General features: G+C 71.4%; 8 protein-coding genes. 4 read left to right on the top strand and 4 right to left on the bottom strand.

Features of this window, described 5'->3' with window-relative positions; genetic code table 11:
- Positions 1-361: 361 nt before the first annotated feature.
- The 3 genes from WMF12_RS42205 to WMF12_RS42195 form a co-directional block, all read right to left on the bottom strand.
- Positions 362-2,902, bottom strand: coding sequence for a PAS domain S-box protein (locus WMF12_RS42205; RefSeq protein WP_437854371.1), 2,541 nt, complete (start codon positions 2,900-2,902; stop codon positions 362-364).
- 79 nt (positions 2,903-2,981) lie between these two features.
- Positions 2,982-4,961 (bottom strand): ferrous iron transporter B, encoded by a 1,980-nt coding sequence (feoB, locus tag WMF12_RS42200; protein WP_437854369.1) that lies wholly within the window; start codon positions 4,959-4,961, stop codon positions 2,982-2,984.
- Positions 4,958-5,317: a FeoA family protein gene (locus tag WMF12_RS42195; protein ID WP_437854367.1), complete on the bottom strand. Its 360-nt coding sequence runs from the start codon at positions 5,315-5,317 to the stop codon at positions 4,958-4,960. The genes feoB and WMF12_RS42195 overlap by 4 nt, the downstream gene beginning before the upstream one ends.
- Before the next feature lie 502 nt (positions 5,318-5,819).
- On the opposite strand from WMF12_RS42195, the gene WMF12_RS42190 reads away from it, so the two are divergent.
- Both WMF12_RS42190 and WMF12_RS42185 read left to right on the top strand, forming a co-directional pair.
- Positions 5,820-6,038: a heavy-metal-associated domain-containing protein gene (locus WMF12_RS42190; protein ID WP_437854365.1), complete on the top strand. Its 219-nt coding sequence runs from the start codon at positions 5,820-5,822 to the stop codon at positions 6,036-6,038.
- Between the two features lie 569 nt (positions 6,039-6,607).
- Positions 6,608-7,840: a cellulase family glycosylhydrolase gene (locus WMF12_RS42185; protein ID WP_437854363.1), complete on the top strand. Its 1,233-nt coding sequence runs from the start codon at positions 6,608-6,610 to the stop codon at positions 7,838-7,840.
- A 32-nt stretch (positions 7,841-7,872) separates the two neighbouring features.
- On the opposite strand, the gene WMF12_RS42180 is transcribed toward WMF12_RS42185, so the two are convergent.
- Positions 7,873-9,795, bottom strand: a complete 1,923-nt coding sequence (locus WMF12_RS42180; RefSeq protein ID WP_437854361.1) for a methionine--tRNA ligase — start codon at positions 9,793-9,795, stop codon at positions 7,873-7,875.
- Positions 9,796-10,591: 796 nt separating this feature from the next.
- Between WMF12_RS42180 and WMF12_RS42175 the strand changes: the two genes are divergently transcribed.
- Positions 10,592-12,115 carry a serine/threonine-protein kinase gene (locus WMF12_RS42175; RefSeq protein WP_437742375.1) on the top strand — a complete coding sequence of 508 codons (1,524 nt, stop codon included), beginning with the start codon at positions 10,592-10,594 and terminating at the stop codon, positions 12,113-12,115.
- 137 nt (positions 12,116-12,252) lie between these two features.
- A complete protein-coding gene (locus WMF12_RS42170) occupies positions 12,253-13,542 on the top strand; it encodes an Hsp70 family protein (RefSeq protein WP_437854359.1) in 1,290 nt (429 codons plus the stop codon).
- The last annotated feature ends 845 nt before the right edge of the window (positions 13,543-14,387 follow it).

Below are 14,387 nucleotides of genomic sequence, written 5' to 3'. Positions count from 1 at the left end.
CCCCGCATCCTCCGACGGACAACGGCCGTGGGCGCGCCGAACGCTCGATCCGACCGCGGGCGCGCCGAAATATCGGTGTCGCTGCAAAGCGGCCTCCCGCGATGCGCCCGCGCGCGAGGGCCCCTGTGCGCGACGGCCGCGCCGAGGCCTCGGTCGTCGCTCGAGGCGACGGCGATGGATGGACTCCGTACCTGTGAAGGCGCGCTCCTCCGCCCGAGATCGCTCCCATCGGCGGGGAGCCGCGACAGGGAAAGAATGTGCGACTCAGTGGCATTTGTCAAGGAGAGGCACCAGGCCGTCGCGATCTCTCCTGATGGCTGTCTCGAGCGGCACGGCGGAGCGTCAGGTCCGCGCTTCGTCGCTACGGCAGCGGCAGCGTGAACTGGAAGGTCGTCTTCCCGGGCGCGCTCTCCGCCCAGATCCGCCCCCCGTGGGCCTCGACGAGCCCCCGCACGATGTAGAGCCCGAGGCCCAGCCCGGCGGCGCCTCCTGCCTTCGCCTCGCGCGTCCGGTAATAGCGGGTGAAGAGCCTCGGCACATCGTCCGGCGCGATGCCATTCCCCTCGTTCTCGACGGCCACGAGCACCGCGCCGCTCCGCCGCTCCACCGCGATCCTGATCGGCGTCTCGGGCGCGCCGTACTTGGCCGCGTTGGACAGCAGGTTGGTGAGCACCTGCTCCAGGCGCCCGGGATCGGCCAGGAGCGGCGGGACCCCGTCCAGCACCTCGACGTCGACCCGATGTCCCCTCATCGCGTCCGCCGTCCGCTCCACCGTCGCCCGGATGAGCGCCGGGAGATCGACCTCGGCGTGCTTGAGATCCAGCCGGTGCGACTCGAGGCGGGAGACGTCGAGCAGATCGTCGATCATCCGGTTGAGCTGCGTCGCGCTGGCCAGGATGTGCTGTGCCTTGTCGCTGGACTGCGATTGCTTCGAGAGCATGGTGGCCTTGAGGACGATCGTGGTGATCGGCTGACGCAGGTCATGGGCGATGATGCTGGTCCACTCCTCGCGCATCCGCGCGAGCTCCTTCAACGGGCTGATGTCCTCGGCGGCGACGATGGCCCCGGTGATCTTCCCCGCGCTGTCGCGGAGCGGCGCGGCGGCGACGAAAAATGTCCGGCACGAGCCGTCCGTCCTGGCGACGATGAGCTCCTCCCCGGTGATCGTCTCGCCGCGCAGCGCCCGGCTCGACGGCAGCTCGTCCAGCGTCAAGGCGGTGCCGTCCGGGTGCCGCACGCGACCGACGCACTGACTCCGCTCCTCCGCGCCCCCCGTGAGATCTCGCCCGTGCGGGTTGGCGATCAGGCGCTCTGGGTCGTTTCGATCGATGAGCAGGAGCGGGATGGGCGCGCTGTCGAAGACCGTTTGCAGCGTCCTCCGCTCGGCGTCCAGCTGCGCGAGCAGGCGCTCCCGCTCCTCCTCGGCCTGCTTGCGCGCCGTCACGTCCTCCACCTGGGCGATGTAGTGAATGGGCTCGCCGTCCGCCCCGTGCACGACGGACACGTGCAGGATGACGGGGATGACCCTTCCATCCTCGTGGATGTAACGTTTGGCGAGCTGATAGCGCGGGATCTCGCCGCGCCTCAGCCGCTCGACCAGGCCGACGTCGGTGTCCACGTCGTCGGGGTGGGTGATGTCCTGGAAGCGGAGCTTCGAGAGCGCTTCCGCCGAGTAGCCCACGATCTCGCAGTAGGCGCGGTTGACGCGGATGAACCCTCCATCGAGCCCGACGATGGCCATGCCGATGGGCGCGTTCTCGAAGGTGAGCCGGAAGCGCTCCTCGCTCTCGCGGAGCGCCTGCTCCATCTGCTTGCGCTCGGTCATGTCGCGCCCCTCGGGGATGAGCATCACGACCCTGCCACGGTCGTCGGTGATGGGCTTGATGGAGAAATCGATCCAGCGCCGCCCGGTCGCGCCGATCACGTCGATCTCGTCCCGCACGAGCCGGCCCGCCGCGGCCTCGGCGACGGCGGCGCGGACGCGCTCCCTGTGCTCGGGGCGCCACCCCGTCAGCTCCCAGAACGGACGGCCGATCGTCTCTGCCTCCGTGGCCCTGCAGAACTCGAGAGCGGTGCGGTTGTTCTCCAGGACGATGCCCTCCGGCGAGAGCAGGCCGACGAACTGGAGGGCCCCGTCGAAGATCGCCCGAAAGCGCCGCTCTCTCTCCCGGAGCGCCGTCTCCAGGTGACTCGCGCGTCGGAGCTCCTGGGCCACGCGGTCTGAGGTCCGCGCGCTCCCCTCGCGCGCGAGGGCGCTGTCCAGGCCGATCGCGAAGAGCGCGGCGAGCGCGCCGAGATCGACGCCGGCGCAAGGGTAAGGGCGGGGCAGGCAAAACGAGAGGACGCCAAGGCAGCGATCGCGGACGCGGAGGGGCATCGAGACCGCGCTCTGTGCGTCGGTCCGCGCGCAGAGCTCTCGCGTCATGGACGGACCCGGATCGAGCGAGCGCGCATCGCTCATCACCTGAACCCGACCCGAGCTCGCCGCCCATTCATCGAGCAGCGGCGCGCCCCGCGCCACCCGCGCGAGGCAGAGGCGGATGTCGGCAGGCACGTGGCGGTGGGAATGGAGCCCGAGCTCGCCGGTGTCCTCGGAGGTCAGAAGCAAGTAGGCAGCGCGAGCGCCGAGCTCCATCGCCTGGTCGAGCAGGAGCGCAGCGAGCTCGTCGAGATCGGCCACGCGCGCGATGCGGGGCGCCGCGCGCGCCATGAGCTCGCCCGGCGCCGGGTAAACCTCGCGGCGAGCGCATGGGCTGAGAGAGGCCGTGCAGGCGACCTCCTCGTCGCGACCGATCGACGCCTCGATCTCTTCTGCCGATAACGTGACCCCCACCGGAATCGACCCATTGTTGCACGAGAGGCGCGCCGCCTGAAGGGTCGACGCGGTCAGGTCCCTCGGCATGACTTCCTCGGATGCCGATCTTTTCCTGCTCGCCAGGGCCAGGAGCGCCGGCGCGCGCCGCTCCCTCCGCGGCGCCGCCTCACGGCATCCCGAGCAGCCCGCTCCCCTGGTAGACGACGAGCGCCGCGACGTACGCCGCCGCGTAAGTGTAGGCGAGGACGAACGCGGGCCAGCGCCACGACTTCGTCTCGCGCCGGATCGCCGCCACGGTGCTCATGCACTGGCAGGCCAGGACGAAGAACGCGAGCAGCGCGAGCCCGGTGCGCGACGAGTACGCGAGCGCCCCGTCCGGGCGCCTCGCCTCGCGGATCTGCTCGGCGAGCGGCGCGGGCTCGTCGTCGGCGTCCTCGACGCCGAAGATGACCCCCATCGTCCCGACCATGACCTCGCGCGCGCCGAACGAGCCGATGAGGCCGACGTTGATGCGCCAGTCGAACCCGAGTGGCGCGGTCACCGGCTCGAGCGCGCGCCCCACGCTGCCGGCGATGCTCGCCTCGAGCGACGTCGCCTCGAGCGATGTCGCCGCGCTCTCGGCCGCGGCGGCCGGAGGCTCGTGCGGCGCGGCGCCCGGCATGGGGACCTTCAAGAGCACCCACAGCACGGCCGAGACGGCCAGGATCACGGTCCCGACGTCGCGCGTGAACCGCCACGCCGCCTGGCCCGCCTTGCGGACCACGAGCCGCGGCTCGGGGCTGCGGTACGCCGGCATCTCGAGCACCATCGGGAGCGAGCGCCCGCGGGTCGCCGTGCGCCGTAGCAAGAGCGAGGCGACGAGCCCGGAGAAGATGCCGGAGACGTAGAGCGCGACGAAGAGCAGCGCCTGCACCCAGGCGCCGTGGGCCGCGAAGAAGGTCGTCAGGAGGAGCGCGTAGGTCGGGATCCGCGCCGAGCAGGCCATGAGCGGCAGGACGAGGATCGCCGTGAGCCGCTCGCGCGGGTCGCGCAGGATGCGCGTGGCGTGCACGGCGGGCACCGCGCACGCGTGCCCCATCAGCAGCGGGAGGAACGCCCGGCCGCTGAGCCCCATCAGCTGGAGCAGGCGGTCGACGAGGAAGGCGCCGCGCGCGAGGTACCCGCTCGCCTCGAGCAGCTCCATGGCGATCGTGAGGATCACGATCTGCGGCATGAAGGCGAGCACCGTCCCCGCCCCGCCGAGCAGGCCGTCGACGACGAACGAGGCGGCGAGCCCCCCGCCGAGGGCGCGGGACACGAGGCTGCCGAGCTCACCGATCGCCGCGTCGAGCGCCTCGGTGACCGGGGTGGCCACGAGGAACACGGCGGCGAACAGGAGCGCCATGAGCCCGAGGAACAGCACCGGGCCGGCCGCCGGGTGGAGCAGCACGGCGTCCGCGCGCGCGGTGAACGTCCTCCGTCGCTCCGCGGCGGCGTCGCGGCGCGGCGGCTCGACGTACGCGGCGCGCGCGACCTCATCCGGATCCCACGCCGCGGCGCCAGGGGGCTCCACGGCGCCCGACGCGATCGCGTCGAGCCGCGCGGCCGCCGCGTCGAGCACCACGCCCCGCGCGGCCGGGTCCCTCGCGCTCACGAGCAGCACGGGCAGGCCGATGGCGCGCTCGAGGGCGCCGACGTCGAGCCCGCGCCCCTCGCCCTCGAGCACGTCGCGCTGCGTGGCGACGACGAGCGGGGCGAGCCCGCGCCGCACGAGCTCACGCGTGAGCCGCAGGCCGAGCGCGAGCTGCGTGGCGTCCACCACCTGGACGACGAGGCGCGGCCGCTCGCCCTCGCCGGTGCGGTCGAGGAAGCGGCGCGCGACGCCCTCGTCCGTCGCCGGATCGACGACGGCCTCGATCGAGTAGAGCCCGGGGAGATCCGCGATCGTCGCGACGGCCCCGCCCGCGAGGCGGACGTCGGCCGTGAGGATGTCGACCGTGATCCCCGGGAAGTTGCCGACGTGCGCGCTGCCGCCGGTCAGCCGGTTGAACAGCGACGATTTGCCGGAGTTCGGCCGCCCGAGCAGCGCGATGAGCGGCCGCTCTGCCGACGCCGGGAGGCGCTCCGTGCCCGTGCCTGTGCCTGTGAAGTCGAGCGAGGCGGTCATCCGACCCGCCTCTGCGAGGGCAGGGGCGCCACCAGGATCGAGCGCGCGAGCGACGCGTTGATCGCGAGCTCCCCGCCCGACCCGGTGCGCACGTGGAGCGGGCCGCCGAACGCCGCGCGCCGGATCGACGTGAGCGTCTGGCCGGGGCCGAGTCCCATCGCGCCGAGCCACCCGGCGAGCTCGGCGTCGAGGCCGACCTCGACCACGATCACGCGCTCACCGGCGCGCACCTCCGAGAGCGGACCCGCGGGAGCTGCGGCGCCGGCGTGCGCCGGGGTATCCGTGCCGGCCACGCGGCCGGCCGAGTCCACGTCGGGGAAGGTCACGTCAAGTTGGGGAGGAACGCTGGAAACCATGGGTCCTGCCAGATTTTGAAAATCAATTTCAAATCTGATACCATTGTGAACGGGTTCGGCCGGGATGTCGAGCGTCTCTCGACCCGCTGCCGTGGCGACTGGCCGCTCTGGCGTGGCCGCGACGCCTGTTCTCCTGTTCCTGCCCAGGTGGCCAGCCCTTCCAGGTCCTGGAGATAGCCGCGCCGCTCCTCGCTCTGGGGCTCGGCGCACCCTCGATCCGCTCTCCGGCGAGCGGTCGCCGCGCGTCGGCCGAGGCCGCGGAGCGGAGCGCGCGAAGCATTCGGGTCGGGCGAGCCATCCGATTCACCGGGCAGCGGCGGAGCCTCGGCCAGAGCGATGGCGGTCCGCGGATTGTCCTCCAGGGGCCCCTTCTACCATGGGTGCGCGACGCGAGCGCCTCGCGGTCCTCCATAGCAGACCCGCCGCTGCTCGGGGTGTAATGAACCCCGATGGCTGCGTCTCCGAAGGTGAGCGGCCCGCGGGTCGCCGAAAGGAAGACGCCATGAAAGAGACCATGCTCCAGGTGGACGGGATGAGCTGCCCGTCCTGCGTCCGCCACATCGACAGCGCGCTTCGCGAGCTCGGCGGCGTGGCCAAGGTCGACGTGCGCCTGCGCGAGGGCACCGTCGTGGTGCAGCACGATCCGGCGAGCGCGCCCGTTCCCGCCCTCGTCGAGGCCGTGCGCGGGGCTGGCTACGGCGTGCGCCCGCGCGCCGCCTGAACGCGCGCAGCGCCCCCGGCGCGTGGTCTCGTGACAGCGCATCGCGCCATGAGCTCTCCCATGCCGCGCTCGACGCTGAAGTGAAACATTTACCGGTTAATTCAAGCGGGGGCCAGCGCGCGCATGTGGCCGTCCCCACGAGCTTCGAAGCGCGCTCGCCCCTCGGACATCTCGGCCCCGTGGCGCCCATCGAGGCGCTGGACAATAAACCGATTAAGTGGTTTCCTGTCCGCGCTTCCCGCGTGCCTCGGGCCATGTCGTAGGAGTCGTTTGTGAGCCCCGGTCCGCGGTTTCTTGGTTTCTTCATTCTCGTGGGCCCGCGGACGGAATAGGTCCTCTCCTCGCCGCGGGTTCCTCCCAGGCCTGGCCATGCAGGGCGTCATTGGCGCGCTGCCCGCGCCGCTGCGCGGCGTGCAGGACCTGTTCGACCTGCAGAACGAGAAGGGTTCACCGTGCGGTCACGCAGGGTCGAAGCCGGACGTCGCCAGGTGCAATCAGGGGAGAGGCAGAAGGAGATCACGATGCGCGTTCTTCACGGGTCTTTGGCTGGTTGGACCGGAGCAGCCCTCATGGCGCTGGGCCTCTCCGCGGGATGCGGAGACGACTCGGACGACCCTCAGGGCTCGGGGCAGGAGACGACCGGAGCGGGTGGCGGCGCATCGGGCGCGGGCGGGGGGGCCACCGGAGCCACGTCCGGCGCCGATGGCACCACGTCGAGCAGCGGCGCCACGTCCGGCGCTGGCGGCGCCGCCTCGGGCAGCGGTGCCAGCTCGGGCAGCGGCGCCACGTCCGGCGCCGGCGGCGCCGCCTCGAGCAGCGGCGCCACGTCCGGCGCTGGCGGCGCCACCTCGGGCGCGGGCGCCGGCGGGGGTGACCAGGAGTCGACGGGGTTCTCGGTGCGCGGCCGCTTCCTCTACGACCGCTGCGGAGAGAAGGTGCTGCTCCGGGGCATCAACGAGATGGTCGTGTGGCTGTCGTCGGGGCCCGACGGCCTGCCGGAGTTCGCGGAGATCGCGAAGACCGGCGCCAACGCGGTGCGGATCGTCTGGCTCGCCACGGAGTCCGCGGCGGGCCTCGATCAGGCCATCACGAACGCGCTCGCGCAGAAGCTCATTCCGATCGTCGAGCTCCACGACGCCACGGGGAAATGGGATCTCCTGCCGAGCCTCGTCGACTACTGGACGAGAGCGGATGTCGTCGCCGTGATCAAGAAGCACGAGCAGAATTTGCTCGTCAACATCGGCAACGAGGTCGGCGACCAGGTGGACAACGCGGCGTGGGAGGCGGGCTACAAGCAGGCCATCACCCGGATGCGCGGCGCCGGCATCACGGTCCCGCTCGTGATCGACGCCTCCAAGTGGGGGCAGAACATCGACCAGCTGCAGGCCGTCGGCCCTGCGCTCGTGAAGCACGACCCGAACATCCTGCTCAGCGTCCACATGTGGTGGACGGACGGGAGCGCGGCCACGATCACGAAAGAGCTGCAGGAGTCCGTGGCGCTGAACCTGCCTTTGATGGTCGGTGAGTTCGCGCAGCACGCCGTGTACGAGTGCGGCAAGCACCCGTTCGATTACAAGACGCTCCTGGCCAGGAGCGTCGAGCTCGAGGTGGGGTGGCTCGCCTGGTCGTGGGGCGCCGTCAAGAACAGCGACTGTCAGAGCGACGGGCCGTTCGACATGACGACCAACGGGACCTTCGCGGGGCTCACCGGCTGGGGTCGCGAGGTCGCGGTGACCGACCCGAACAGCATCCAGAACACCTCGGTGCGCCCGCGCTCGATCGAGACCGGATCGTGCAGGTAGGCGTGGCGATGGCTCCCTGACCTCTCGCGCCGCTACTCCTGCGGTACCGGCGCGAAGTAGACCTGCTTGGGACCGATGGCGTGCCCGGCGGGGATGGGGGTGCCGAGCTCCTCGAGGCGGAAGACCTCCGGTGGGAGCCGGAGCGACTCCCGCAGCCGATCCATCGTGGTCGGGACGAACGGGTAGAGCATGATCATCAGGTTCTTGAGCACGTAGAACGAGGAGAAGAGGGCGTCGCGGCGGCCCTCCTCCGGGTGCCGATCGTCGTGCGGCTTGAACTGCGCGAAGAGGCTGTTGATGACGCGCGCGTAGTTCTCGATCTCGAAGAGCAGCGTCGGGTAGTCGGCGCGATCCATCGCGCGCACGTAGCGCTGGACGATGCGCAGGGTGTCCGAGACGACCTTGTCGAGCAGCGCGCCGTGGGGCACGCGCCCATCGAACTTCGAGTGCGCCGCGGAGATCGGCCGCTCGAACGCCGCGTTGAGCGGCCCGGCGAGGAACCGGTTGCGCTCGTCGAGCTTGGCGAAATCGAAGTTCGACGGCTTCTCCGCGAGGCCGAGCAGCGCCAGATAATAACGGATCTGGTCCGCTGAATACCCCTTCTCGTCGAGGAGCTGATCGGCGGTGAAGAAGTTTCCGCGCGACTTGCTCATCTTCTCGCCCCCGACGAGCAGGTGGAAGCACCCGAAGACGTCGGTGAGCTGCAGCTCGCCGGGCGCCGGCAGCCGGCGCGGATCGGGCTGCGTACCGAGCCACATCGCGCCCTGCATGAGCACGTAGAAGAAGACGTTATCCTGGCCGAGGAACTGGTAGATCCTGGCCTCCGGATCGCACCAGAAGTCCACGTACCGGGCCGGATCGACGCCCCTCCGGGCGAGCGCGACCTGCGAGAAGGCGATGGGCGCGATCAGCGAGTCGGGCCAGACATAGAGCGTCTTGCCGCAGAGCTCCGGATCGAGATCCACCGGCAAGGAGAGCCCCCAGGCGACGTCGCGGGTGATGGCGCGGTGAGCCCAGTCCTCGACGGGCTCGCTGGGGACGCCATGGCGCGCCAGGGCGGCGCGCGCCTCCTCCATCTCCGGCTTGCTGCCGAGCTGCAGCAGGACCTTGCGATCCTGCGTGAACTTCGCCTTGTGCTTCGGCAGCGACGCCTTGATCTCCTTGTACGTCGGGGCGAGGTCGGCCTCGAAGCGGAGCGAAGGCATCACGGTGTTCAGCACGTCCGCGAGCACCGCCGGGCGCCACGCGCCCTGCTTGCCCTGGATCCAGCCCCGGAGCGCCTCGGACACGGCCCACATGTCGAGCCACCAGTGCGCGGTGTCGCGCATCACCGGCGTGGCGTCGCTGAGCGCGCTGCGCGGACTGCCGAGCTGTGAGGGCGAGTGCTGGTGACCGCAGCGATCGCACTCATCGCTGTACGCGTCCCCGTTGTCGCACTTCGGGTTGGGGCAGCGCCCGCGCACGAAGCGGTCGGGGAGGAAGCACTGGAGCTCCGGATCGAACCACTGGCTGCTCGTGCGCTTCTCCAGCAGGCCGTTCTCGTGCAGGCGCCTCAGGAAGCGGTGCGCGAGCTCCTGCTGAATCGGGAGGCACTCCGGCCGCGAGGTCCCCGAGTAGACGTCGAGATCGATGTCATACCGCCGGAGGCTCGCGCGCTGCTTCTCGTGGATGCCGTCGATGAACTCGCGTATCGACACACCGGCCTGCCGCGCCGCGATCTGGCTGGCGGAGCCGTGATCATCGGTGCCGCAGACGAAGAGGACGTTCTCGCGGCCGATCACCAGGCCCAGCCACCGCGCGTGGATGTCCGCAGGGACGTGCGCCCCCGCGAGGTGCCCAAGGTGCAACATCCCGTTGGCGTAGGGCATGCCTGCGGTGACGACCGCCCGCCTGGGCCTGCGAACCTGGCGGAGGACCGATGCGACGTCGGTCGGGGCGCCGTGATAAGATGCCATCGAAGCTCGCTATACCCCAGCGGGCCCATCCGCACAACGCTCGCGCCTCAAGCTTCCTTCGTCGCATCATGAGCCGTGAAGCCGCGCCCGCAGAGGGCTCGGGCCCTGCCTGAGCTCCGAGGTGGCCTGCTCCTGAAGCATCCCATCGAATAGTCCGGGAGAATTCACAGGGAGGCGGGGAGGCGGGGAGAAGGGGAATAAAATCCCATCAATCTCCCCGTCTCCCTGTTCAACATTTCTCTAAAAATGCCGACGAAATGAAGGATCTGTCAGGTCCTGCTCGATACCCGTCCTCCGTGTCGCGATTCCCCTCCTTGCCGGCTCGAACGGACGTCGTGAGGTTACGTGTCCACAGCAGGAGGACAGGAGGGAGCCATTGAAGACTTCCACTTTCATGGCGATCAGGCCCGCTCGGATCACGCGCAGATCGCGGCGCGTGTCGTGTGGGCACGGAGCTCCGCTGTCGCTCGCTGGTCCGGGACGACCCGCCCATCGGCGCAGCCAGCGAAGGCGACAGCTCCCCACGGGTGGGCATCGACGTGACGAGGCCCGGCCAGGTGGGCCTCCAGCCCATGCCCGCGTGACACCGGGACGCGCCGCGGACGCCGCCAGGCCGCCGCGCGGAAGCCGGCGGGCCTCTCCGGCGTCGCCCTGCGTCAGCCCCGGGGCCGATCCGTCGCGCCCGGAACCCGCTTCTCGATTAGACTCGCCGTCGATGGCCGACCTAGCCAGGCAAGCCGCCCCGGACCAGGCACGGCAGCAGGTACCCCCGGAGAGGCCCACCCGACGCTGTCCCGTGTGCGGCGTCCGGTACCCGCTCGACTTCCTCGTCTGCCCCATCGACGCGACGGCCCTGGAGCTCCAGGGCGTGACCGCGACCGACCCGATGGTCGGCGAGCTGCTCGCGGGGAGCTTCTGCATCACCGGCGTGATCGGCGCGGGCGGCATGGGCCGCGTCTACGTCGCCGAGCACATCCGCCTGCCGAAGCGCTTCGCCGTCAAGGTGCCGCACGAGCACTTCGCCAGCCACCGGGAGGCGATGGCGCGCTTCGAGCGCGAGGCGCAGACGATCGCGCGCGTGGGCAACGAGCACGTGATCGACGTCGTCGACATCGTCCGCCTCAAGGACGGGCGCCCGTGCATGGTGACCGAGCTGCTCAAGGGCGAGGACCTCGGCGGCCTCCTCGACCAGGTCGGCAAGCTGCCGCTCCCCACCGCCATCACGATCTCGCGCCAGGTCTGCCGCGGCCTGGCCGCGGCCCACGCCACCGGCGTCGTCCACCGCGACCTCAAGCCGTCGAACCTGTTCCTCGTCCGGCGCGAAGGGGGCAGCGTCCACGTGAAGATCCTCGATTTCGGGGTCGCCAAGGTGCTCGACGGCGCCGACCTCACGCGCACCGGCTCGGTGGTCGGCACGCCCCAGTACATGGCGCCGGAGCAGGCGCGCGGCTCGGCCGACGTCGACTCGCGCGCGGACATCTACGCGGTCGGCGCCGTGCTGTACCGCATGCTGACCGGCGAGCGGCCCTTCCCCGAGGAGGAGCCGACGCGGACCATGCTCCGCCTGCTCACCGAGGATCCTCGGCGCCCGCGCGACATCGACAAGACCATCCCCGAGGGGCTCGAGGCGCTGATCCAGCGCGCCATGGCCCGGGCGCGCGAGGACCGGCCGCCGTCCGCCCAGGAGCTCGATCGCCTGCTCGCGGACTTCGATCTGCAGGATCCGCTCGCGCCTTCCCGCGCGCTCGGCGTGGGCGTCGCGGTGACCGACGGCGCCCCGAACGACGAGCGGGCCACGGTCGTCATCCCGAACGCCCAGGGCCAGAGCGCGGACGACGTGACGCGCAAGGCGCGGCGCGCTCGCCCCGTCGCGTCGCTGCTGTCCATCGCCGTGAGCCTCGCCGCGGGCGCGGCCGTCTTCACCAGCGCCGCGATGGTCCTCCGCAGGGTCTACGGCATCACCGAGCGGCGGGCGCTCAGCCAGAGCGAGGTCCTCCTCGCCGCGGGCGCCGCGGGAGCGCTGGCCTTCATCGCCTTCGTCGCCACCCTCCGGGTCCTCGTCGGCCGCTGGCGGAGCGCGCCGGCCATGGAGCGCCTCGGCCACGGCCTCCTGGGCGCGCTCGTGTGGCTGTTCGTCTCGTGCGGCGTCCTCGCGCTCGGCGCCGCCGCGTACAACGCGTTCGCGCTGCCGATCCCCACCCTGGGCCTCGACCCGGCCGAGTGGCTCGGCTGGGTCGACGTCGGCGTGATCGCCGTGCCGACCCTGATCGCGCTCGTCGCGCTCACCGTGGCGCTGCGGCGCGTGACCCGCGTGTCGTAGCGGCGCGGGCGGGCCAGCAAATTCTGCTCATCCGGCGAGCCCGTCACCATTCTCTCATGCATTCGATAGCTTGTAAATAGGTGGCTCTCTCGGCCAGATCCGCGTGCCCGCGAAGCACCCCACGAGGAGGCGAGATCATGTCCGCACGATTCAGGCCCGAGGTGTATGCCGTCGATTTCGGTACCTCCAACTCGCTGCTCTCGGCGGCCAGCGCGGAGGCGACCTGCCCGCCCATCCCGCTCGACGCCGCGGCGGCCGATCCGACCGTCCTCCGGAGCCTCTTGTTCTTCGGGCAGGAGCGGTTCTCCTGCGGCGCGGCGGCGATCAGCGACTTCGTCGCGAACGGCATGCAGGGCCGCTTCATCCGCTCGATCAAGAAATACCTCCCCGATCGCAGCTTCTCCGGCACGCAGATCGGGCACCGGGTCGTGACCATCGAGGACCTGATCGGCCGCTTCCTCCGGGAGATGCGCGAGCAGGCGAACCGCCACTTCGACGCCGACGTCGCGCGCGTCGTGCTGGGCAGGCCGGCGAAGTTCTCGGCCGAACCGGCCGACGATCGGCTCGCGGAGGAGCGCCTCGAGCGGGCGGCGCGCATCGCGGGCTTCCGCGAGGTCTCGTTCTGCCCCGAGCCGGTCGCCGCCGCGCACGACTTTCACCTGGAGCTCGACCGCGGGGCCGTCGTCCTCGTCGCCGATTTCGGCGGCGGGACGTCCGATTACACGATCGTCCGGATGCGGCCGGAGGGGTTCTCGCCGTCCGACGTGCTGTCGCTCGGCGGCGTCTCGGTCGCGGGGGACGCGCTCGACGGCAGCCTCATGCGCCACAAGATCGCCCGCCACTTCGGCGCGGAGGTCACCTACCGCGTCCCGCTCGGCTCGAACCAGCTGACCATGCCGCGATCCATCGCCGAGAAGCTCTGCTCACCGGCCGACATGACGGTGCTCCAGCACCGCGACGTCCTCACCTTCCTCCGCGACGTGAAGGCGTGGTCCCTCGGGCCGGAGGATCGGCAGCGCATGGACCACCTGCTCTGCCTCGTGGAGGACTCGCTGGCATTCCGGCTCTTCGAGGAGATCGAGCGCAGCAAGTGCGCGCTGTCCGGCGAGGCGGCCACGGAGTTCCGCTTCGATTACCCGTCGATGCACATCCGCGAGCGCATCGCCCGGGAGGAGTTCGAGGCCGGGAGCGAGCGGCAGACCGACGCCATCCTCGGCGCGCTCGACCGGACGGTGGCGGACGCGGGCCTGTCGTTCGACGGCATCGACGTCGTGTGCTGCACGGGCGGGACCGCCAGGGTGCCGGCGCTCCGTCGCGGCATCGAGCGGCGCTTCGGCGAGGGCAAGGTGAGGCAGCTGCGGAGCTTCCACTCCGTCGTCCAGGGGCTGGCCGAGCGCGCGCGCAGCATCGCCGCCGCGTCCTGCTGAGCGGGCGCCGGCCTTGCCGGTCGGCGCGGAAGCGTCCGCGGGCGGCGCGGCCTCGCCGGTCGGCGCGGGCCCGCCGTCGAGCCAGCGGGGATCGCCCTCGACGACCCACGGGTACGCCTCGTGGAGCGCGCGTTCCATCAGGCCGCCATAGCTGTGGCCGGCGCCCACGGCGTGGACGACGCGCGCCGTGACGCCGCCGCGCTCGAGCACCTCCCGCGTCTTGCGCGCCTGCGCCGCGCAGTCGGCCCGCCCGCACGCGAGGAGCACCCGCGCCCCGCCGCCGCCGCGAAAGCGCCGGGCGGCGCCGGGCGTCCACTCGTCGAAGCTGCCGTATCCACCCTCGATCAGCGCCGCCCGCGCGAAGCGGGCGGGATGCCCGGGCAGGAGCAGCGCGCCCATGATCGCCCCCTGCGAGTACCCCGCATAGATCGGGTCGCGGAGATCCACCCGATCCCCGAAGCGCGCCGACAGCGCCGAGACCGCCGCGGCGACCTCGCGGCTCAGCGCGTGATGGTCCGGGTAGTAGAAGATCCGCCCGGCGTCCGGCGCCCGGACGTCGATCGGCTTGCCGCGCGGGCAGAGCACGAACCCGGCCCCCCTCACGATCCCGCGCCAGATGTCGCAGTGCCATTCGGGCCGATCACCCGCGCCATGCGCGACCACGAGCAGGGGCCGCGGCCCCTTGCCTCGCGGCGTCACGACCACCGCGGGGCCGAAGTCCGGGACCTCGAGCGCGATGAGCTCGGGCTCGTCCGCGGGCGGCGGAGGCGCTGGCGCAGGCCGAGGTGCGCTCTCCAACCCGCGCCCGCGCTCCTGCCGGGCGGCGGGCGGATCGCTGCGGCCGA

Source organism: Sorangium sp. So ce363 (assembly GCF_051520435.1).
GTDB classification, from domain to species: Bacteria; Myxococcota_A; Polyangia; order Polyangiales; family Polyangiaceae; genus Sorangium; species Sorangium cellulosum_B.
The sequence above is the reverse complement of the archived record's forward strand: the minus strand, read 5'-3'. Positions and strand labels throughout refer to the sequence as shown.

Bases quoted from the DNA above. Each gene is read 5' to 3' on its own strand.
- WMF12_RS42205 (WP_437854371.1), bottom strand. From the start codon at position 2,902: ATGCCGAGGGACCTGACCGCGTCGACCCTTCAGGCGGCGCGCCTCTCG.
- feoB (WP_437854369.1), bottom strand. From the start codon at position 4,961: ATGACCGCCTCGCTCGACTTCACAGGCACAGGCACGGGCACGGAGCGC.
- WMF12_RS42190 (WP_437854365.1), top strand. From the start codon at position 5,820: ATGAAAGAGACCATGCTCCAGGTGGACGGGATGAGCTGCCCGTCCTGC.
- WMF12_RS42180 (WP_437854361.1), bottom strand. From the start codon at position 9,795: ATGGCATCTTATCACGGCGCCCCGACCGACGTCGCATCGGTCCTCCGC.
- WMF12_RS42170 (WP_437854359.1), top strand. From the start codon at position 12,253: ATGTCCGCACGATTCAGGCCCGAGGTGTATGCCGTCGATTTCGGTACC.
- WMF12_RS42185 (WP_437854363.1), top strand. From the start codon at position 6,608: ATGGCGCTGGGCCTCTCCGCGGGATGCGGAGACGACTCGGACGACCCT.
- WMF12_RS42195 (WP_437854367.1), bottom strand. From the start codon at position 5,317: ATGGTTTCCAGCGTTCCTCCCCAACTTGACGTGACCTTCCCCGACGTG.